General features: G+C 71.6%; 20 protein-coding genes. 10 read left to right on the plus strand and 10 right to left on the minus strand.

Annotated elements, in window-relative coordinates; all coding sequences use genetic code 11:
• Window positions 1-19: 19 nt before the first annotated feature.
• Genes AB0B58_RS41085 through AB0B58_RS41095 form a run of 3 tightly spaced genes read left to right on the plus strand, consistent with a single transcriptional unit; the run spans window position 20 to window position 2,187 of the window.
• A complete protein-coding gene (locus tag AB0B58_RS41085) occupies window positions 20-709 on the plus strand; it encodes a CBS domain-containing protein (RefSeq protein ID WP_360236401.1) in 690 nt (229 codons plus the stop codon).
• A gap of 36 nt (window positions 710-745) precedes the next feature.
• Window positions 746-1,222 (plus strand): cyclic nucleotide-binding domain-containing protein, encoded by a 477-nt coding sequence (locus AB0B58_RS41090; RefSeq protein ID WP_360236404.1) that lies wholly within the window; start codon window positions 746-748, stop codon window positions 1,220-1,222.
• Window positions 1,219-2,187: an Acg family FMN-binding oxidoreductase gene (locus AB0B58_RS41095; protein WP_360236407.1), complete on the plus strand. Its 969-nt coding sequence runs from the start codon at window positions 1,219-1,221 to the stop codon at window positions 2,185-2,187. Before AB0B58_RS41090 ends, AB0B58_RS41095 begins: the two co-directional genes overlap by 4 nt.
• A gap of 12 nt (window positions 2,188-2,199) precedes the next feature.
• Here the strand turns inward: AB0B58_RS41095 and AB0B58_RS41100 are convergent, their stop codons facing one another.
• The gene (locus AB0B58_RS41100) at window positions 2,200-2,877 is read right to left on the minus strand and encodes a CBS domain-containing protein (RefSeq protein WP_360236410.1); all 678 of its coding nucleotides are present in this window, start codon (window positions 2,875-2,877) and stop codon (window positions 2,200-2,202) included.
• 200 nt (window positions 2,878-3,077) lie between these two features.
• Between AB0B58_RS41100 and AB0B58_RS41105 the strand changes: the two genes are divergently transcribed.
• Together AB0B58_RS41105 and AB0B58_RS41110 are read left to right on the plus strand one after the other, a co-directional pair.
• Complete coding sequence (locus tag AB0B58_RS41105) at window positions 3,078-3,971, plus strand: fructose-bisphosphate aldolase (RefSeq protein ID WP_360236413.1); 894 nt, start codon at window positions 3,078-3,080, stop codon at window positions 3,969-3,971.
• A 13-nt stretch (window positions 3,972-3,984) separates the two neighbouring features.
• On the plus strand, window positions 3,985-4,500 hold the full coding sequence (locus AB0B58_RS41110) for a flavodoxin domain-containing protein (protein WP_360236416.1): 516 nt from the start codon (window positions 3,985-3,987) through the stop codon (window positions 4,498-4,500).
• A 109-nt stretch (window positions 4,501-4,609) separates the two neighbouring features.
• On the opposite strand, the gene AB0B58_RS41115 is transcribed toward AB0B58_RS41110, so the two are convergent.
• From AB0B58_RS41115 to AB0B58_RS41130, 4 genes are all read right to left on the minus strand, one after another.
• Window positions 4,610-4,861 (minus strand): DUF1876 domain-containing protein, encoded by a 252-nt coding sequence (locus AB0B58_RS41115; protein ID WP_360236419.1) that lies wholly within the window; start codon window positions 4,859-4,861, stop codon window positions 4,610-4,612.
• Between the two features lie 119 nt (window positions 4,862-4,980).
• The gene (locus AB0B58_RS41120) at window positions 4,981-5,598 is read right to left on the minus strand and encodes a CBS domain-containing protein (protein WP_360236422.1); all 618 of its coding nucleotides are present in this window, start codon (window positions 5,596-5,598) and stop codon (window positions 4,981-4,983) included.
• A 177-nt stretch (window positions 5,599-5,775) separates the two neighbouring features.
• Window positions 5,776-8,463 carry a cation-transporting P-type ATPase gene (locus tag AB0B58_RS41125; protein WP_360236425.1) on the minus strand — a complete coding sequence of 896 codons (2,688 nt, stop codon included), beginning with the start codon at window positions 8,461-8,463 and terminating at the stop codon, window positions 5,776-5,778.
• An 85-nt stretch (window positions 8,464-8,548) separates the two neighbouring features.
• Window positions 8,549-9,997 carry a wax ester/triacylglycerol synthase family O-acyltransferase gene (locus AB0B58_RS41130; RefSeq protein ID WP_360236427.1) on the minus strand — a complete coding sequence of 483 codons (1,449 nt, stop codon included), beginning with the start codon at window positions 9,995-9,997 and terminating at the stop codon, window positions 8,549-8,551.
• Between the two features lie 136 nt (window positions 9,998-10,133).
• Here AB0B58_RS41130 and AB0B58_RS41135 point away from each other — a divergent pair, with 136 nt between their 5' ends.
• The 3 genes from AB0B58_RS41135 to AB0B58_RS41145 all read left to right on the plus strand — a co-directional run bounded on the left by AB0B58_RS41135 (window position 10,134) and on the right by AB0B58_RS41145 (window position 12,660).
• Window positions 10,134-10,997, plus strand: a complete 864-nt coding sequence (locus AB0B58_RS41135) for an alpha/beta hydrolase (RefSeq protein ID WP_360236430.1) — start codon at window positions 10,134-10,136, stop codon at window positions 10,995-10,997.
• A gap of 364 nt (window positions 10,998-11,361) precedes the next feature.
• Entirely contained in the window at window positions 11,362-11,922 is a 561-nt protein-coding gene (locus tag AB0B58_RS41140) for a hypothetical protein (RefSeq protein WP_360236433.1), read from the plus strand.
• 210 nt (window positions 11,923-12,132) lie between these two features.
• Window positions 12,133-12,660: a DUF4396 domain-containing protein gene (locus tag AB0B58_RS41145; protein ID WP_360236436.1), complete on the plus strand. Its 528-nt coding sequence runs from the start codon at window positions 12,133-12,135 to the stop codon at window positions 12,658-12,660.
• A gap of 50 nt (window positions 12,661-12,710) precedes the next feature.
• Here AB0B58_RS41145 and AB0B58_RS41150 read toward each other — a convergent pair whose 3' ends face one another.
• Both AB0B58_RS41150 and AB0B58_RS41155 read right to left on the minus strand, forming a co-directional pair.
• Window positions 12,711-13,568 (minus strand): DUF305 domain-containing protein, encoded by an 858-nt coding sequence (locus AB0B58_RS41150; protein WP_360236439.1) that lies wholly within the window; start codon window positions 13,566-13,568, stop codon window positions 12,711-12,713.
• 616 nt (window positions 13,569-14,184) lie between these two features.
• Complete coding sequence (locus tag AB0B58_RS41155) at window positions 14,185-15,525, minus strand: wax ester/triacylglycerol synthase domain-containing protein (RefSeq protein WP_360236441.1); 1,341 nt, start codon at window positions 15,523-15,525, stop codon at window positions 14,185-14,187.
• Window positions 15,526-15,695: 170 nt separating this feature from the next.
• On the opposite strand from AB0B58_RS41155, the gene AB0B58_RS41160 reads away from it, so the two are divergent.
• Both AB0B58_RS41160 and AB0B58_RS41165 read left to right on the plus strand, forming a co-directional pair.
• A complete protein-coding gene (locus tag AB0B58_RS41160) occupies window positions 15,696-16,127 on the plus strand; it encodes a glycoside hydrolase domain-containing protein (RefSeq protein WP_360236444.1) in 432 nt (143 codons plus the stop codon).
• A 20-nt stretch (window positions 16,128-16,147) separates the two neighbouring features.
• Window positions 16,148-16,540 (plus strand): VCBS repeat-containing protein, encoded by a 393-nt coding sequence (locus AB0B58_RS41165; RefSeq protein ID WP_360236447.1) that lies wholly within the window; start codon window positions 16,148-16,150, stop codon window positions 16,538-16,540.
• Between the two features lie 28 nt (window positions 16,541-16,568).
• Here AB0B58_RS41165 and AB0B58_RS41170 read toward each other — a convergent pair whose 3' ends face one another.
• The 3 genes from AB0B58_RS41170 to AB0B58_RS41180 form a co-directional block, all read right to left on the minus strand.
• Window positions 16,569-17,531 carry an Acg family FMN-binding oxidoreductase gene (locus AB0B58_RS41170; protein ID WP_360236450.1) on the minus strand — a complete coding sequence of 321 codons (963 nt, stop codon included), beginning with the start codon at window positions 17,529-17,531 and terminating at the stop codon, window positions 16,569-16,571.
• A 38-nt stretch (window positions 17,532-17,569) separates the two neighbouring features.
• Window positions 17,570-18,529: an Acg family FMN-binding oxidoreductase gene (locus tag AB0B58_RS41175; protein ID WP_360236453.1), complete on the minus strand. Its 960-nt coding sequence runs from the start codon at window positions 18,527-18,529 to the stop codon at window positions 17,570-17,572.
• Window positions 18,530-18,731: 202 nt separating this feature from the next.
• On the minus strand, window positions 18,732-18,893 hold a 162-nt coding region (locus AB0B58_RS41180), incomplete at its 5' end, for a LuxR C-terminal-related transcriptional regulator (protein ID WP_360236456.1).

Here is an 18,893-nt window from a genome sequence, read left to right on the forward strand (position 1 = left end):
AGGACAGAGGAGGGCTGAGATGAGGACCTGGAAAGTCGACGATGTGATGACCCAGGCGGTCGTGTCCGTGCCGGAGACGGCCTCCTACCGGTCGCTGGTCGACCTGCTGGTCAGCCGGCGGTTCAGCGCGGTACCCGTCGTGGACGAGTCCCAGCGGGTGACCGGCGTCGTCTCCGAGGCGGACCTGCTGCGGAAGATCGAATACTCGGGCGCGGAGGAGCCCCGGCTGTTCGAGGGCCGCCGCCGGCGCGGCGAACGGGCCAAGGCGCGGGCCGCGACGGCCGCCGAGCTGATGAGCCGCCCGCCGATCGTCGCCCCCGTGGGCATGCCCCTCGCGACCGCGGCGCGGCTGATGGACGCCGAGCAGGTCAAACGCCTGCCGGTCGTCGACGACCGGGGCCGGCTCGTCGGCATCGTCACCCGCGGCGACCTGCTCAAGGCCCACCTGCGGCCGGACGACGAGATCCATCGGGATGTCACCGACGGCGTCCTCATGCCGCTGCTCGGCGAAGCGGCCGACGAGGTGACCGTCACGGTGACCGGCGGCGTCGTGACACTGACCGGACGGGTCGCCCTCTGGACGATGGCGGACACGGCCGTCCGGCTCACCCGGCAGGTCGCCGGAGTGGTCACGGTGGCCGACTCCCTCGAGTTCGACTTCGACGACCGCTACATGGTCGCCCCCGTGCCCGTCTACGGCGTGGCCTGAAGCCACGACGCAACAGCTACCGCGAGGAGCGACGCCATGCCGTCGTTGAGCGTGTTCGATCTGCTCACCCTGCACGACTTCGTCGCCGACCTGCCCGCCGACCGGCTGCAACGGCTGGCGACCGCGGGCCGGCCGGTCTTCCGCGGCACCGGCCACCGGCTGTTCCGGGAGGACGCCCCGGCGGACCGGTTCTGGCTGGTGCAGTCCGGGACCGTCGCGCTCGACTTCCATGTCCCAGGACGAGGAGACATCGTCGTCGAACACGTCGGCGCCGGTGCCGTCGTCGGCTGGTCGTGGGCGCGACCGCCATACCTTTGGCGGTTCGGCGCCGTCGTCGCCGACGACATCCGAGCGATAGAGATGGACGCTGTCCGGGTCCGAGAGATGATCGCCGAGGACGCCGAGCTGGGCCTGGAGCTCACCGCCCGGCTCCTCGACACGGTGTCCGAACGGCTCCAGGCCGCCCGGCACCGCCTCGTCGAGCTGTACGCCTACCCGGCCGCCACGCCATGACCACCGTCGACAGCGGCGTTCTCGCCCGATGTGTAGAGGCCGCGACGCTGGCCCCCTCGCTGCACAACAGTCAGCCGTGGCGCTTCCGGATCACCGGTCGGGCAGTCGAGGTGTACGCCGACCCCAGCCGCCGCCTCGATGCGCTCGACGCCTCCGGCCGTGAGCTCCTGATCAGCGTCGGCGCGGCCCTGTTCACGCTACGGCTGGCAATGCGGTACGAGGGCTGGGAGCCGACTTACGTTCTCTTTCCGGAGCCGGGTTCACCCGAGCTGGTGGCCCGAGTGGAGCCGGCGCGGCGGGCCACACCGTCCGAGACCGTGACGGCGCTGGCCGCCGCGATCCCGCAACGGCACACCAACCGGTGGCCGTTCGCCGCCGCCGTGGTCCCCGCCGACGCGATCGAGGAACTGACCCAGGCCGCCACCGACGAGGACACGACACTCACGATCGCCGGCGCGGTCAGCCGCGACGCGATCCTCGGGCTCGGGCAGGCGGCCGAACGACGGCTCCGCGCCGACGGCGGCTACCGCGCCGAGCTGGGCCGGTGGACGCGGCCCGCGCACGGCCGGCATGACGGCGTGCCGCCGACCGCAGTCGGGCCCTGGGACGCGCTGGAACGGCTGCCGATCCGCGACTTCGGGCTGATGCACGCCCAGCCCTGGCGCACCAGCGAGCGGTTCGAGGCGTACCCGACCATCGCCGTCCTCGCGACCCACGGCGACGGCCCGCCGCAATGGGTCCTCGCGGGCCAGGCACTGCAGCACGTCCTTCTGGTCGCCACCCGTCTGGGTCTGGCCACCACACCCATCAGTCAGCCCGTCGAGATCCCCGAGATCCGGAGGCTCCTGACGAACACGACCGCCGGCCGATGGGCGCAGATGATCATCCGGCTCGGCTACGGCCCACCCGCCGCGACAACACCACGCAGACCGCTCGCCGAAGTCCTGCGGGACGAGAGCCGATGATCGTTTCCGCTCTCACAGCGCCGCTGGATGTAGCGGGTCGGTCGCCTCGAACTCGCAGCTGAGCGAGCCCTTCACGTCAACCACCCCGGCGACCTGGCGGGTCAGGCCGAACACCAGCTCGGCGTCGGAGCTGCGGTCGACCCGACCGGTAAATGTCACGACGCCCTCGGCCACGGTCACCGCAACGGACGTGATGCTCTCGGCCAGGTGTGGGAGCAGAATGCCGGTCTCGATGTCGGCATGGATCTCGTCGTCCGTCCGCAGGTGCACCTTGAGCAGGTCACCGCGGGAGACGATCCCGGCCAACCGGCCAAGATCGTCCACGACCGGCAGCCGCTTTACACCCTCGCTGTCCATCCGGCGTGCCGCGGCGGCGATCGAGGTGCCGGCGAGGACGACGACCGCCGGTGCGGTCATCAGGTCACCGGCGGTACGGGCGCGAGCCTTGCCGCGCTCGCCGCGCCTCCGCCATCCCTCGAACAGCCTCGGCTCGGCGTCACCCGCGTACTCGACCTTGCGAAGCAGGTCGGTCTCAGAGACCACGCCGGTCACCCGCCGAAAAGCGTCGACGACCGGAACGGCGCTGAACCGATTCTCGATCAGCAGATCCACCACCGATCGGTAGGTGGCGGCCCGATCCACGGACACGACCGCCTTGGTCATCACGTCGTCCACATTCCAGCTCTTCATCACGGTCCTCCCGGTCATCTGCTGTCGACGCTAGGAGCGAACTCGGCCGCCGGTCAGTGCCGAACGGCCCACCGAAGAGGGACCGGTACGACTGGGGCGAGCCGCATCCGGACCGGACTACCGGCGGGCTCGGGTCAAGTGGCCCTGCCCGCGCGACCCCGCACTGGGCAACGCTGACAACAAAGGGAAAGGAGGCCGCCATGACATCGCGACCACCGCTCGCGAACTGCGGTCTGAGCGCGGGCAAGAAGGCCCGGCTGCACCGGATCCTCTACAAGCACGGACTCGGCAACGGCACGGCGCTGTTCCTGCCGTACGACCAGGGCCTGGAACACGGCCCGCGCGACTTCTTCGCCGACCCGACAGCCGCCGACCCCCGCTACATCGTCCGGCTGGCGATCGAGGGCGGATTCAACGGCATCGCGATCCAGATCGGACTGGCCGAGAAGTTCTCCTGGGACTTCGCCGGCGAGGTCCCGCTGATCCTGAAGCTGAACGGCAAGACCGACATCCCCGCCGACTACCGGGCGCTGTCGCCGCTGCATGCGTCGGTCGAGGACGCGGTGCGGCTCGGCGCCGACGCCGTGGGCTACACGCTGTACGTCGGCTCGCCGGCCCAGGACGCCGACTTCGCGCAGTTCCGGACGGTACGCCAGGACGCGCACCGGTTCGGCATGCCGCTGATCGTCTGGGCCTACCCCCGCGGCGAAGCCGTCGAGCACAAGGGCGGCAAGGACACGTTCTACGCCGTGCATTATGCGGCCCGGGTCGCGAGCGAACTCGGTGCCGACGTGGTCAAGGTGAACTTCCCGCACCCGGAGAAGAACACCGGCGTTCCCGACGCGTACCGGGCGAAGTTCAGCAGCCAGGACGCGATCGACCAGGTCGTACAGGCCGCCAACCGGACCATGGTTCTCGTCTCCGGCGGCAGTCTGGCAAGCGACGAGGCGATGATCGAGAAGGCCGAGGAGTCGATGTCCGCGGGCGCCACCGGGCTGATCTTCGGCCGCAATGTCTGGCAGCGCGACCACGACGAGTCGCTGCGCTTCGTCGATCGTCTCCGCGAAATCCTCGCCAAGTATCCGACGCCCTGATCGGAGGCCCGCCATGAAGGCTTTGATCGTCTATGAATCCATGTTCGGCAACACCGAGAAGGTCGCGCGCGCCGTCGCCGACGGGCTCGGCGATGCGTTCGACGTCGTCCTCGCGGACGTGAGCGAAGGGCCGTCCCTGTCGGACGTGGACGTCCTCGTTGCCGGCGCGCCGACACACGCGTTCGGGATGAGCCGGCCCGGCACCCGCGCAGACGCCGCCCGCCAGAGCGGCGCACGGCCCGGGGCCGCCGGAGTCGGGCTCCGAGAGTATCTGGACGACGCGCCGATGCTCCCGGGTATCGCTGGGGCGGCCTTCGACACGAAGATCGACAAGCCGTTCCTTCCCGGCTCGGCGGCACGTCGGGCGCACCGCCGGATGCACCGGCTCGGCTGCCGGATGCTGCTGCCCCCGGAGAGCTTCCGGGTCAGCGGCACCACCGGCCCGCTCGCCGCCGGCGAGCTGGATCGAGCCCGGCGTTGGGCCGGCACTCTGGCGTCCGCCGTCCTCTCGGAGCGACACGGAGTCTGAACCGGATCGCACATCCGGCGCCGCTGACCGCCACCCGATCCTCGGGGCTTCCGGCCCCGCTCGGACGGGACCTGACGCACTGTCAGTGGAGTAGGACGACGGCAGGCGATCAGCACGGGAGGTGCATCGGGCGACCGGTGAACTGCTCGATATCGCCGACCGTGACGTCCATCAGCTTGTACGTCAGGTCGGCGAGCGCTCGCGCCGTGGCCAGCTCGTCACCGATCTCGGGCACCTCGGTGTCTGACGGCCGGCGGCGCGCTTCGCCCTCGCCGCGCAGCGGCGAACGTGCATCGGTGCGCAGGACGGCGACGGCGCGGGTACGACGCTCGTCCTCGTGTTCGGAGATGGTGATGTCCACCGTCCAGGTCTGCGTGTGAGTCATATCCGCGTCTCCCTTCATACCGGGCCGACCCGTCCCCACCGGCCGGGTCGGCATCATGCGGTCCCGCCGATGCCCGCGACATGTCGTTCCACCCGTCAGGACGACGTCACCTCGCCGATGCGGGCTGCGGCGACACCCGGCACGGTCCGTGCCAGCACCGTGACGACCGTGCGCTCGGTCTCGTCGTCGAACTCCCCGGCCACCGTGGCGACGCCGCCCTCGACGGTGGCCGTCCAGCGGGACTGCCCGTCGGAGTACTCGTCGAGTCGGTGCTGCACCTCCGCGGCCAGGACGTCGTCGCCGCGCACCATCGCGCGCAGGATGTCCCGGCGGCTGATGATCCCGACCAGCCGTTGGTCGTCGTCCACGACGGGCATGCTGCGCACATCGTTCTGCAGCATCTGGTCGGCGATCTCGGCCACGTCGGCTCCCGGCCGGGTGACCAGTGGGTAGCGGGACATGACCTCGACGACCGTGCCCGGCCGGCTATCCGCCTCGGTGTCGGGATGGCGCCGCACCTGGGTGGTCGGATCCGACGGGACCCGGTGCCACAGCAGGTCACTCTCGCTGACCATGCCGACCAGGGTCCCGTTCGTGTCCACCACCGGCAGCGCCGTGACCCCCATGGCGGTCATCAGCTCGGCGGCGCTCTCCACCGACGCGCTCTGCCCCGCGGTGTACACGGGACTGCTCATGATGTCCTTGGCGCGCATCTCGTCACCTCCTGATCGTCATCTGCTGGGTCAGGCCGGCGTTCGCCAGGACCTTGACCGCGAGACGGCGCTGGCAGTTTCGGCCAGTCATGGTCATCCTCCAGCGTTGCCTGTACCTTCAGCCTTTCGCCGCGAGCCCGGGCCGGACAGGGCCGATGGTCCCTTCCGGCCGGGACGTCACGCCCGGCGCCGCACCACCGCGCGGTACAGCTCGTCCACGCCCCACACGACGATCGGGAAGGGCGCCAGCAGGGCCAGCTGTCCCGGTCCGAGAGCGGCCGTCCCGAAGATCGCCTGTAGCGTCGGCACGTAGATCAGCAAGCCGGCGAACACCAGCTCGAAGGCGATGCCGGCGAGCAGGAGCCGATTGCTGAAGAGGCCGATCGAGCGCAGCGACGCCCGGTCGGTGCGGGCGGCGAAGGCGGTGCCGATCTGGCAGGCCACGATTCCCGCGAACGTCATCGTGGTGGCCTGCTCGTAGGCATGGTGCAGGGCCGTGCCGGCGCCGACCGGATCGCCGGGATGCCAACCCGCTCGCCAGAGAGTCCAGAAGAAGCCGGCGGTCACCAGGGCCGCCGACACGACACCGAGCAGACCCCAGGCCCGCAGCAGCAGCCGCCGGTCGATGACCCCCGCCTTCGACGGGCGTGGCGGCCGGTTCATCAGGCCCGGTTCGGCGCGCTCGCGGCCGAGAGCCAGCGCGGGCAGCGTCTCGGTGCCGAGGTCGATGGCGAGAATCTGCAGGACGGTCAGCGGGAGCGGCACCGCGCCACCGGACAGCGCGAAGATCAAGAACGGGACCACCTCGGGTACGGCGTGCGCGAAGATGTAGAGCACGAACTTGCGGACGTTGTCGAAGACCCGCCGTCCCGCGTCGACGGCCCCGACGACGGTGGCGAAGTTGTCGTCGGTCAGCACCATCGTGGCGGCCTCCCGTGCGACGTCCGTGCCGGAGAGGCCCATGGCCACGCCGATGTCGGCGTGCCGCAGCGCGGGGGCGTCGTTGACCCCGTCACCGGTCATCGCCACGATGTCGCCGTTGGCCCGCAGCCCCTCGCAGATCCGCAGCTTGCCCTCCGGCGAGGAGCGGGCGAAGACGATCTCGCCCGGCTCGGCCAGCAGCCGATCCAGCTCGGCCTCGGTCATCGAGTCCAGGTCGCCGCCCGCGACGATCCGCGGCGCCCGGCCTCCGATGCCGGCCTGCCGGGCGATCTCGGCGGCGGTCGGCCCGTAGTCGCCGGTGATGACGTGGATCCGGATGCCGGCGCGGTGTGCCGCCTCGACCGCGTCGGCCACGCCGTCCCGCAGCGGGTCGGCGAGTGCCACCAGGCCGAGCAGGGTCAGATCCGACTCGGCGTTCTGTCGGTCGGCCGGATGCTCGGTGCCGAGGTCACGGCGTGCCACGGCCAGCACCCGCAGGCCCGCCGCGGCGTACCACTCGACGGTGGCCGCCAGGTCGGCCAGCACGGGCCGGGACAGTGCGACGGTGCCGTCCGCGGTCAGGACGCGGGAGCACAGCGGCAGCACGGACTCGGCAGCGCCTTTGGTATGCACCCGACCGTGGTCGATCGTGGACATCCGTTTGAGCCGCGTGTCGAACGTGTACAGCGTGGAGCGGGCGGCGTCGCGGCCGGCGGAACGCACCGGGACGCCCAGCTCACCGGCCAGCCGCAGCAGCGCCAGTTCGGTCGGATCGCCGGTGCTGCCCTGCGCGCCGTCGCCCGCGGCCCGGGCGGTCGTGCAGGTCGCGGCGGCGGTCGCGAGCTCCCGGGCACGCGGCTCCGCGCCCGCCTGCGCGGCGTCGAGTTCGACGCCGCACAACCACAGCCGGGTCACCGTCATCCGGTTCTCGGTCAAGGTGCCGGTCTTGTCGGTGCAGATCACCGTCGTCGACCCCAGGGTCTCGACCGCCGACAGCCGCTTGACGACCGCGCCACCCCGGGCGAGGTCCCGCACGCCGGCCGCCAGTGCCAGGGTGATGGTCGGCAGCAGCCCTTCGGGTACGTTCGCCACGATCAGGCCGATCGCGAAGCTGATCGCGGCAGCCCAGGTCAGCCCCGCCGCGACACCGATCGCCAGGAACACGGCACCGGCGGCGACCGCCACGATCGCGATGATCCAGGTGGCCAGGCGCACCTGGCGCTCCAGCGGGCTGGGATCGAGCCGGCCGCGTTGCGAGAGTGCGGCGATCCGGCCGATCTCGCTGTGCATGGCGGTTCGGGTCACCACGGCCCGGGCCAGGCCCGCGGTGCAGGCGGTCCCGCTGAACACCAACTCCCGGGCCTCCAGCAGCGGGCCGGGCACGAACTCGGCGTCGGCGACCCGGCCTGTCGGCATCGACTCCCCGGTGAGGGCCGACATGTCGACCGCGACCTCGCCGTCGATGAGCCTCGCGTCGGCGCAGATCCGATCGCCTTCGGCGATCACGATGACGTCACCGGGCACCAGGTCACGGGCCGGGACGTCGGTGATGGCCCCGTCGCGCAGTGCCCGGGCCGAGTCCGGCAGGTAGGCGGCCAGCGCCTCGACGGCCCGTTCCGCCTGCATCTCCTGCGCAAACGCGAATCCGGCGTTGAGCAGGATGACCGCCACGACGGCGACGGCGAGCGGGGGTGTGCCGCCCAGCCAGGCCAACACCGCGGCGATCATCAGCAGGACGGCGAGCGGCTGGGTGAACTGGGCGAGCAGTTCCCGCGGCCAGCGGCGCCCGCCGCGCCGGGCCAGCTCGTTCGGCCCGTACACCGTCAGACGGCGGGCCGCCTCGCGCGCGCCGAGCCCGTCGGCGGTGGTGCGCAGGTCGCGGAACAGCTGCAGCGGTGGGCGGCGCTCGTCGACCGGGTCCGGGACCGTCTCTATCGGGGCCATGGTTTCAGCATTCGTACGGCATACACGACCGGGCAGGGCCGACCGGCCCGGCCCGGTGGGGCCTCCGGCCCGTGCCGGCGCTGGCTCAGGCAGGCTCCGCGATCCGGGTCGTGGCACGGCGTCGCGGCGCCTTCGGCGCTGCCTTCATCCGCGGCGAGGCGGTCGGGCGTAGCTTCGCCACCTCGTCCACGACGGCTGCGGCGAATTCGTCCGCCTCGGGAACCGCGGCGAAGTCGGCGGTGATCCCGAAGGCGGCCTGGCCCGCGTACGTGAGCACGGAGACGCCGATCCGCATTCGTTCGGCGATCGGGACGTACGGCAGGATCTCGCGGACCGGGCGGCCCAGAATGTAGAGCTGCACCGAGGGACCGGGCACGTTGGTGGTCACCGTGGCGAGGGCTCGCTGCGGTAGGCGCAGCGCGGTGCGGATCAGGAACGATACCGCCGCGAACGGCTCCTGCTCCGCCAGCGAGACAAGCGCGGCGCCGGCCTCCACCTCGTGGATCGCGCGCAGTTCGGCGACCCGGCGGTGCACCGCGCGCAGCCGCTCCGCCGGCGCCTCGATCTCGACCGGGAGTTGCAGGAGCATCGACGCCAGCCGGTTGTCGAGCAGATGTCGCTCGTCGTCGCCGCGCATGCTGACCGGGATGAGCGTCCGGATCGCGTCCGGGCCCGGTTCCTCGTCTCGGGACAGCAGCAGGCGGCGGAAGGCACCGGCGACGGCGGCCAGGTACACGTCGTTGACGGTCACCCGGTGAGCGTCGGCGGCAAGTGCGATGTCGGCCAGCGGCATACGGGCCACCGCGTAACGCCGGGCCCGGCCCAGCGGCCCGGACACCGAGGTCGGCGTTGCCCGCAGGAGGCCCTGTACCAGTGCGGAAATGCCTCGAGCCGTCTCACGCAGCCGCGCCACGGCGTCGCCTGGCCGGCGCGCGGCCAGAGCGAGCAGCCGGGTCTGTTCGAAGGGAATCCGGACGAGTTGACCGCAGGCGTCGAGGGCCAGATCGAGGTCGCCGCCGACCGTGCGCGGTTGCCAGTCGTCGGCGGGCAGCCGGCGCGGTTTCGGGCCGGTGTCGCAGATCAGGCGGTACAGCTCGGTGCCGGAGATGCCGTCGATCATGCAATGGTGCACCTTGGACAGGACCGCCCAGCGCCCGGAAGGCAGGCCCTCGATCAGCCAGTCCTCCCACAGGGGGCGCTCACGGTCGAGGCGCTGCGCCATGATCCGGCCGACCAGGCGCTGCAGCGCCGCGTCGTCACCCGGCGCCACCAGGGCGGTCCGCCGCAGGTGGAAGTCGAGGTCGAAGTCCGGGTCGTCGGCCCAGACGGGCCGGCCGAGGTTGAACGGGACCCGGCGTACCTTCTGCCGGTAACGCGGCACCAGCGGCAGTCGGGCCCGGATCGCCTCGGCGAACTCGGCCTGGCTCGGCGCCGGGCCGTCGAGCACGGCGATCGAGGCGATGGCCAGCGAGGCGTGCGGATCCTCGTCCTCCACATCAAGAAAGGACGCGTCCAGGGGACTGAGATACTCCACAAGATCCTCCTATGGCAGTGCGGTGCTCCTCCCCCACGATTTCGCGGCCGAGCGTGGCGCCGCCAGAGCCGGAGGTCCCGCGTCCGGGGCCTCCCGCCCGGTTCCGGACAAAACCCGGCGGGCGCAGGCTGAAACCATGACCACGAGAACGGCGCGGCACGGCGACATCCAGATCTCGTACGAGGTGGAGGGCACCGGCAGCGGTGAGCCACTCCTGCTGATCATGGGTCTCGGACTGCCGATGTCGTTCTGGCCGGAGACCTTCCGCCGCCTGCTCGTCGACCGCGGCTTCCAGGTCGCCCGGTTCGACAACCGCGACGTCGGCGCCTCCACCCACCTGACCGGCCTGGGCAGGCCGTCGCCGCTCGCGTTCGTCGCACGCCGCCGGCCGGGCTACCGCCTGACCGACATGGCCGACGACGCGGTCGCCGTGCTGGACGCGCTCGGCTGGGCGAGCGCCCACGTCGTCGGCGTCTCCCTCGGCGGGATGATCGCGCAGACTCTGGCCGGGCGCCACCCGGACCGGGTGCGCACGCTGACGTCGATGTCATCCACCCCCGTGGCGCACGTCGGCCGCCCGCACCCCCGGGTCCTGCCCGCCCTGCTGACCCCGCCGGCACGCACCCGCGAGGCGGCCGCACGCCGACTGCTGCACATCTTCCGGGTGATCGGCTCTCCGCAATACGCGCTCGACGAGAACGCGATACGCGAGGCCGCCGAACGCGGCTTCGACGTGGCACACGACCCGGACGGAGTCCTGCGGCAGCTCGCCGCGATCATGTCCGCGGCGGATCGGCGGCCCATGTTGCGCCGGCTGCGAATGCCTGCGCTGGTCGTGCACGGCGCCGCCGATCCGCTGGTGCGCCTGGCCGGCGGGCTCGCGACCGCACGCGCGATCCCCGGCGCGAAGCTGGTCGTCTTCCCCGGCATGGGTCACGACCTGCCCGCCGCCCTGCAGCCGGCCGTCGCCGACGAGATCACCGCGCTGGCCCGGCAGTAGGCGTCGACGCCGTGAGCACGGATCGGACGTGATCATCGGCCCCGCCGACGCCGGGCCAAGCTCTCTTCGCCGCCCCCGCAGCCGCGCATGCTGGGCGAAACCAGCCCGTGAGGAGGCCGACATGAGCGTCGACGCGGGTCTTCGTCGCGGTCGGCGCACATCTGTCCAAGCGGGTCGACATCCCGGCCCGGGAAGCCGGCCGAATCATCGACGCTGTCGGCCCGGTCGCCGCCGTCCGGGAGATCGACGGCCCGGACGGCGGTAGTCAGGACCTTGGACCCGCCATGACGGGCGGGCAGGCCCGGGTGCCCCGGCGGCGCACAAGGAAGCCTCATAGGTGCAGACATCGACAGAGGAGAGAACGATGACCACCACCGGCCACGGCCCCACGACTCACCTCGAGCAGGTCGAGGCCCCCGGATCCATGCTCACCCACGCCGCCGCCAAGGCACTCGCCGTGCTGCGCGTCTCCACCGGCTTCGTCTTCCTGTGGGCGTTCTTCGACAAGACCTTCGGCTGGGGCTACGCCACCCCGGCAGCCAAGGCCTGGATCAACGGCGGATCGCCCACCAAAGGCTTCCTGTCCAACGTCGAGGTCGGCCCCTTCCAGAGCCTCTTCCACACCATCGCCGGCGACACCTGGACCAACTGGGCCTTCATGCTCGGCCTGCTCGCCATCGGCCTCGCCCTCACCGCCGGCATCGGCCTTCGCATCGCCGCCGCCGCCGGCGCCCTCATGATGGCCCTCATGTGGGCCGCCGAATGGCCCCTCACCTCCGGCTCCACCAACCCCATCACCGACTACCACTTCATCTACGCCGTCGTCGGCATCGTCCTCGCCCTCACCTACGCCGGACACACCTGGGGCCTCGGCCGCCAGTGGGCCAAGCTCCCCATCGTCCAGAAGAACCGGTGGCTCATCTGATCCGCCCCGACCGGCTGCCCGGCCCACCGGCCGGGCAGCCGCATACGCAGGGCACGCCGCTCCGTCCCCGAGGAGACAGTCCGTGCGCTGGCGCTGATCAACGCATCCCATGATCGCCGGAAGGGCCGTGGAGCTCCGACGGGGAACTTGCCTTCACCTCTTTCCAAGAATACCCCCTGGGGGTATGTTGGCGGTGACAAGGAGGCAGCCATGAGCACAACCAGCCAGCACCAAAACCACACCGCGCAGGCCGCGAGCCACCAGCACCCCCCTGCATCCGCGGCGGCGCCCGGGCCGGCATCGTGGTCGATGGCGGCGCAGGCGACCCTGCACTGCCTCACCGGCTGCGCCATCGGCGAGGTCCTGGGCATGGTCATCGGTACCGCGCTCGGCTGGTCCGCCGGGCCCACCGTCGTGCTGGCCGTCGTGTTGGCGTTCATGTTCGGCTACGCATTGACCATGCGGCCCCTGCTGGCCGCCGGCATCGGCGTGCGAACCGCGCTGAAGGTGGCCCTCGCGGCCGACACCGTCTCGATCACCGTGATGGAGATCCTGGACAATGGCGTCATGCTCGCCGTGCCCGGAGCGATGGACGCGGGCCTGTCCAGCTGGTTGTTCTGGGCCTCGCTCGCCTTCGCCCTTGCGGTGGCGTTCGTCCTGACCACGCCGATCAACAAGTGGCTCATCTCCCGCGGCAAGGGCCACGCCGTCGTGCACCACTACCACCACTCCCACTGACCCGCACGACGGCCGGGCCCCTGAGGTGCCCGGCCGCCGTCAGGTCCGGCTCACCTGCCGGCGAGCAGGTCCTTCATCGTGGTGATCTCGGCCTGCTGATCGGTCACGATCTTCGCGGCGAGGGCCTTGGCATCGGGATTTGAACCCTCGGCCGTCTCCTCGTTCGCCATCGTGATCGCCCCTTCGTGGTGGGCGATCATCATGGTGAGGAACTGTTTGTCGAACGCCGCACCGGTCGAGCCGGCCAGCTTCCTCATGTCAGCGTCGGACATCATCCCGGGCATCGACTCGTGTTCGGAGCCGTGCCCGCCGCCGTCCGGCGTGGCGGGCGGCCGCCCCCATGCGGTCAGCCACCCGGTCATCGTGGCGATCTCCGGGGCCTGCGCGGCCTCGATCCTATTTGCGAGGTCCTTCACCTGTGGGTCGGCGGCGCGGGTGTCGGCCAGGGCGGCCATCTCGACCGCCTGCTGGTGGTGCACGATCATGTGCTGCGCGAACGCCACGTCGGCACCGTTGAACACAGCCCCCGGCGCGGCGCGCGCGCTGGGAGCAGCGGCGGTGGTCGAACCGTGACCGGAACCGGCCGGGACATGGTCCCCGCCGCCACACGCGGACAGCCCGACCAGAATCAGGGTGGCAGAGCCGGCCAGCACAGCACGACACACAGTGGTACGAATCATTACAAAACCATTCCTTTGGCTGTTGAGGTCGGGCAAGCAGGAATCGACCACGCGGTACGGCACGCTCGCCGGACCGGCGCGGGGCATCCCTATCTGCGCATCACCGCCACCGACGCCAGCCGCAAACCAGTGCGGGGTGGAGCGCGGGACACACCGGCCCCCGCCACGCCCGCGACCGCGACCCTTCGCCATGCGCGCCAACCGGAACGGCCGCCGCAGCCGCTCCACGGTGATCGCTGTGCGGGAGGCGGCCGTGGCCGTGACCCAGAGAGTGCACGGCTACCAGCCCGACCACCGTGCACGCCAGCACCAGCCAGCGCGCCACGCACCAAGCCGCCAGTTCCCGCACGACGATCACGGTACCGAGATCACTGCGTGGCCATGGGTTCGACCCCGGACCTCCACCCCGAAGGAGAACGGCAACGGGACCTGGCGGCCCGCGATCGACGTCAACCGGGACGTCAACGTGGCGGCCACATCGTCGCTGTCACCGAAGTGCTCGTGCTCCGCACCCCGATCAAAGCGGGTGTCATCCGCTCGAGCCGCAGGAGCCCGATCGGACAGATCGCCCGGATAGCCGGCGGCAAGAGATATGCGGCCGCGGCGAAGCCTCTACGACTCGGGCACTTCGCGGGGCACACGACGCCGTAGGCGTTCAGGTCACCCTGCTAGCAACTCGACCAGCGCGGTGGCCAGCCCGGCCCCGCGCCAGGCCGGATCGGCCACGACGGCGACATCGGCGACACCGTCCCTGGTCACTTCGTACCGGGCGAGGGCGATGCCACGTCCGGTACGAGGGTCCGCGGCGACGGGTGCGAAGCGCTTCTGGTAGTCCGTGCCGGCGTCATCGTCGGCCGGAGGGCGCCTCTGCGGCGATCGCGTTCAGCTCGGCGGCGAGTTGCCGGCTGAGTGGTTCCAGATCGGGGCAGCCGTCGGAGTCGGCCACGGCGGTCACCGCGAGCGAGCCGGCGTAGGAGAGCGCCACGAACGACACCGTGATGTTGGCGTTGCCGCCCACCACGATCGGGATCATCTCGCGGACCAGTGTCCCGCCGAGGCGTACCGGCCCGGCGGGGCCGCGCAGGTAGCTGACCAACGTGTGCAGGCGCCGCTGGTGGGTCATGTACCAGCGGTAGCCGCCCAGCGCGGCGAGCAGCCGGAACCCGCCGCCGAGCACGGTGATCGGCGCCGGACCGGCGGCAGCGGCACGACCGCGTCGAACATCGGCCGCAACCCTCGAAAGGCGTACGCCCAAGGGACCGGTGACCGGAACGGCGACCACGAGCGGGCTGACCGCGTTGCCGGCCGTGGCACCGCCGACCCGCGGCGTGCCCACCGGAACCGCCACCCTCACCGTGGCGACCGTTTCACCGCGCCGGGCGAGCGTGTCGTGCAGCGCCTCGGCCACGGCGGCCAGCAGGGCTGCGTGCACGCCCGCATGGTGGCGGTGCGCGGCGGTGCGCAGTGCGTCCAGCCGGACACGGGCGACGGCGACCCGGCGGCGCGCACCTGTCACCCGAAGCAGGGAGCACGGCTGCGCGCGTACCGCCGCCATCCCGCCGCCCGCTGCCATCGCGGTCCGCAGCCGCCGCAGGCTCGCCGGCGCCGCTCGCAGCGCCGCAGCCCGCGATCGCCAGGCGTCCGCCGCGAGGCGCCACGCTGTCGGGCGCCGGGATGGCGGCGGCAACGTCTCGGGAGAGTCGCCGTCCAGAAGCCGGCCGAGGGCGGCGAGGCCACCGAGCCCATCGCTGAGGGCGTGATGGACGACGAACACGACAGCGGTGCATCCGTCCGCAAGCCCGTCGACGAGCACCGCCCGCCACAGTGGCCGCTCCCGCGGCAAGGGCCGGAGCACGTGTGGCAGCACAGCTTCCAGCATCGCCCGCTCGCTGCCGGGGCCCGGACACTGCGCCGTGACGAGATGCCACCCCGCATCGAAGGCCTCGTCGTCGACCCAGATCGGCGCACCGCAGCCGGGTGGTGTACGCACCAGCCGCTGGCGCAGGCGCGGCACCGCTGCCGCCCGGTCGCGCAGCAGCCGGGCGAAGGCAGCGGCTCTGAGCCGCCGGTCGAGCAGCAGCACGACGGCGATCTGCTCGGGCACCGGGCCTCGGTCCATGGCGAGGAACGCCAGGTCGGCGTCGCTTACCCGGTCGACACGCGGAGGCGCCGATGAGTCACTCATGGCTCCAGCGTCGGCTCGTGCCACCGCACCCGCCAGGGCCCATGGTCCCGACGTCACGTGTTCGGCGCTCCAGGGCGTCGCGACAACATGCCAGAGCTCCCGCCGGCCGCCGAGCAGGCCGACGCACGCCAGGGCGCACGCGGTGAGGACCAGCCGCCGCGGAGGACGCCGTGACGCAGGCACGGTCGCTGGGAGTGGCGGCGGACAGTGTGCTGATCTACGACATGGAGGCGTACCGCACCGAAGACACGACCTGCCGCGAAGGGGTGCTGGCGTGCATGAGCGCCTGGACGGCCCGGCTGCACGACCACGGTTACCTGTCCGGCTTCTACAGCAGCATGAGTTCGGGCGTGGCCGACCAGGTGAACGCCTACAACCGCGCGGGCTACGTACGACCCGACCACCTCGACTTCGCCCGCTGGGACCAGATCGCCACCGTCACGGACACGGCTCTGCCCGCCGGCTACTGGTCCCCGCACCGGCGGGTCAAGCAGTACCGCGGCGGTCACGACGAGACCTGGGGCGGCGTCACCATCAACATCGACAACGACTACCTCGACGTCGCGCCGCTGCCGCCGGCTGGTCGGACCTGCTGGCCCTGACCACGAGCAGCAACACCCTGGTGCTCTACCCCGGCAACGGGACGCTGCTGGACACCGCTTCCGCCCGTACGGTGAGCACCGGCTGGTCCGGGATGGGTGCGCTGATCCGCATCGGTGACCTGGACCGTGACGGCCGTGAGGACGTCGTCGCCCGCGAGAACGCCACCGGCGACCTGTGGTTCTACCCAGGCACCGGGTCCGGCCTGGGCACCCGGAAACGGATCGGCACCGGCGGCTGGAACGGCATGCGCGAACTCACCGCGATCGGCGACTTCAACCGCGCCGGCCACCCGGACCTCACCGCGGTGCAGACCTCCACCGGGTACGTCTTCCTGTACCCCGGCAACGGGAGCACGCTGCAGGCCAGGGTGCGGATCGCCACCGGATTCACCGGGCGCACGCCGATGGCGTAAGCGGCCGCCTGGACCGCGAGTGTGTCTGTTACGGCTTCGGTGGAAGCAGAACCTCGGCGATGTCGCGGCGCGGTGCCGGGTGTCCGGGCCGGCCGTAGCCGAACCGCAGGGCGAGCTGCGGTACGCCCGCGCGGCCGAGCGAGCGGCGTAGCTGGTCGCGGGCGGCCGGGACCTCGATCGGCTGGGAGAGCATCGAAGTCGCCAGCCCGGCGTCGGTCGCGGTCAGCAGCACCTTCTGCACGGCCTGCCCGGCCACGACCTGATCGGTCGGCAGGTCGCCGGCGACACCGAGGATGCCGACGAGCGGCTCCGGCTCGTAGTCACGCCCGGGGGCACGCCTGCGGTCGGAGAAGGAACGCTGCGGGAGAAGGTCCTGTGGCTCGGGAGCGGGAGCTCCCGCGGTGATGAGAATGCCGTCCGTGGCGCCCTCGTCGTGCGTCCAGGAGGCCAACTCCGATTGGTATTCGGCGTCGCGGCGCAGCACGCGTTCGGCGCTCTGGGCGATCTCGGCGAAGCCGCTCAGGGCGGTCATCCCGACCAGCATCTCGAGCCAGGCGCCCTCGTCCCGGGCTGCCTCGATGAGCCGCGCCCGGGTCTCGGCGGGCACCGGGTTCGGCCAGAACGGCGCCCGGTTGCTGTAGCGGCGCGGGATCGCGGCGAACAGGTCGATCTCGGCGTACGTCGGCGCCCGCGCGGGACCGGGTGTCAGCCGGGCGATTAGGTTCGGTTCAGCCGAGTCGGGGCGCAGCTCAACCTCGGCGGGTGTTCCGGCGGCGGCCAGGGCGAGGCGCGCGTTGTAGACGGCCGCGCCGCAGGCGAGCCGTACCGCCCAGCCGGCCCGGTCGACTGCGAGTTGCCGGGCCGGATCCGCGAACACCTCGATCGTGCCGCCGTGCAGCCGGAACAGCCACGGTTGCGTGTTGAGCAACGAAGGTGCACGGATACCAGCGGCGGCCGCTCGCATCAGGTCAGCCTCGGCGTAAGCCCTCATGGTGGTTCTCCTTCCCACTGATCGACGCTCGTGCTCACCTACCTGATGACGATGATGGCGTCGCCTGCCGGGCGACGAGGTGACTCAGGCAGGGGATCCCGCGACGTGACGTAGCCGAGCCGGACCACCAGATAGGGCTGGCCGATGTCGGCGAGCAGGCCGCGCAGCAGGTGCCGGGGCCACTCGACCTCGACGACATCGCTGATCGGCGCCGTAGCCAAGCCGTCCGCGGTCGCTGCCAGCAGCAGTGCGGACAGCGCCTCACCGCCACGGAGCAGGCTCACCGGCCGGTCGTCGTCGCCGAAGACGATGACGTACGCCGCACCCTGATCGCGCGCGGCGCCCGCGGCGAGCCCGGCGGTGCCGTCGGGGGTGAAGTCGCGCACCGGCACACGACGCAGCTCTGGCCGCACCGCGGTCGCCGGCGGCACCCCGTCGCCGACGGGACTCGGACGGTGGGTCCACCGCCGCAACTCGGCGCGGTAGGCGGGGTCGTCCAGCTCGGCACCGCCGGCGAGCTCGGCGGAAATCGCCAGCATCGTGACCTGGTCGGGCCGCACCGCGTGCAGGTAGGCGCCCTCGAACTCGACCAGGCGGCGCAACCTGGCGAGCTCGGCTTCGGTCACCTCCCGATCGCCGAACGCACGGCGGTCGGTGCGCCGCAGCGGGATCGCGGCGGCCATCCGCTGCGCCTGCGGGTCCGGCGGCACCTCTTCGCCGAGCCGGATCCGAGCAAGCAGCTCGGGTTGTGAGCTCTCTGGTAGCCGTTCCACGGTCGCGGACCAGCCGGCGGCGGCCAATGCCGTGCGGGCATGATGCAGCGCGACGCCACAGCTGACGGTCAGCAGCCGGCCCTGCGGGTCGGTGGTGTCCAGCCTGCGGCTCTGGTCGGCGTACAGCTCGAGGGTGTCGCTGGTGATCCGCCAGTGCCACGGCTGGGTGTTGAAGACCGACGGTGCGTACAACGACGCCTGTGCGGCCTGCTCGAGCACGGTCATGATGGCAACCTCCGGTCCTTTCGCCTCTCATCAGACTGCCGGTCAGAGATCGGCTGCGTGCAGGGCCGAAGGTCCCGGTGCCACCCGGCGAACGGCATCTGCCACCTGACCGTCCTGCTCACGGTCAGCTCGAGTTCGCGGCCCACGTCCGTCAGCGCGTCGACTGTCGGGCGACTTGCGGCACCGCCCGACATCCAGCAGGTCAGGCTGGATGTTCACCCAGCAGCCGGGTGGCGAGTACCGCGGCCTGGGTGCGGCGTTCCAGGCCGAGCTTGGCGAGCAGGCTGGACACGTAGTTCTTGACGGTCTTCTCGGCCAGGAACATCCGGCCGGCGATCTCCCGGTTGGTGAGACCCTCCGCGAC

Source organism: Actinoplanes sp. NPDC049118 (assembly GCF_040648555.1).
Taxonomy (GTDB): Bacteria; Actinomycetota; Actinomycetes; order Mycobacteriales; family Micromonosporaceae; genus Actinoplanes.

Bases quoted from the DNA above. Each gene is read 5' to 3' on its own strand.
- AB0B58_RS41085 (WP_360236401.1), top strand. From the start codon at position 20: ATGAGGACCTGGAAAGTCGACGATGTGATGACCCAGGCGGTCGTGTCC.
- AB0B58_RS41090 (WP_360236404.1), top strand. From the start codon at position 746: ATGCCGTCGTTGAGCGTGTTCGATCTGCTCACCCTGCACGACTTCGTC.
- AB0B58_RS41095 (WP_360236407.1), top strand. From the start codon at position 1,219: ATGACCACCGTCGACAGCGGCGTTCTCGCCCGATGTGTAGAGGCCGCG.
- AB0B58_RS41100 (WP_360236410.1), bottom strand. From the start codon at position 2,877: ATGAAGAGCTGGAATGTGGACGACGTGATGACCAAGGCGGTCGTGTCC.
- AB0B58_RS41105 (WP_360236413.1), top strand. From the start codon at position 3,078: ATGACATCGCGACCACCGCTCGCGAACTGCGGTCTGAGCGCGGGCAAG.
- AB0B58_RS41110 (WP_360236416.1), top strand. From the start codon at position 3,985: ATGAAGGCTTTGATCGTCTATGAATCCATGTTCGGCAACACCGAGAAG.
- AB0B58_RS41120 (WP_360236422.1), bottom strand. From the start codon at position 5,598: ATGCGCGCCAAGGACATCATGAGCAGTCCCGTGTACACCGCGGGGCAG.
- AB0B58_RS41125 (WP_360236425.1), bottom strand. From the start codon at position 8,463: ATGGCCCCGATAGAGACGGTCCCGGACCCGGTCGACGAGCGCCGCCCA.
- AB0B58_RS41135 (WP_360236430.1), top strand. From the start codon at position 10,134: ATGACCACGAGAACGGCGCGGCACGGCGACATCCAGATCTCGTACGAG.
- AB0B58_RS41140 (WP_360236433.1), top strand. From the start codon at position 11,362: ATGACCACCACCGGCCACGGCCCCACGACTCACCTCGAGCAGGTCGAG.
- AB0B58_RS41145 (WP_360236436.1), top strand. From the start codon at position 12,133: ATGAGCACAACCAGCCAGCACCAAAACCACACCGCGCAGGCCGCGAGC.
- AB0B58_RS41155 (WP_360236441.1), bottom strand. From the start codon at position 15,525: ATGAGTGACTCATCGGCGCCTCCGCGTGTCGACCGGGTAAGCGACGCC.
- AB0B58_RS41170 (WP_360236450.1), bottom strand. From the start codon at position 17,531: ATGAGGGCTTACGCCGAGGCTGACCTGATGCGAGCGGCCGCCGCTGGT.
- AB0B58_RS41175 (WP_360236453.1), bottom strand. From the start codon at position 18,529: ATGACCGTGCTCGAGCAGGCCGCACAGGCGTCGTTGTACGCACCGTCG.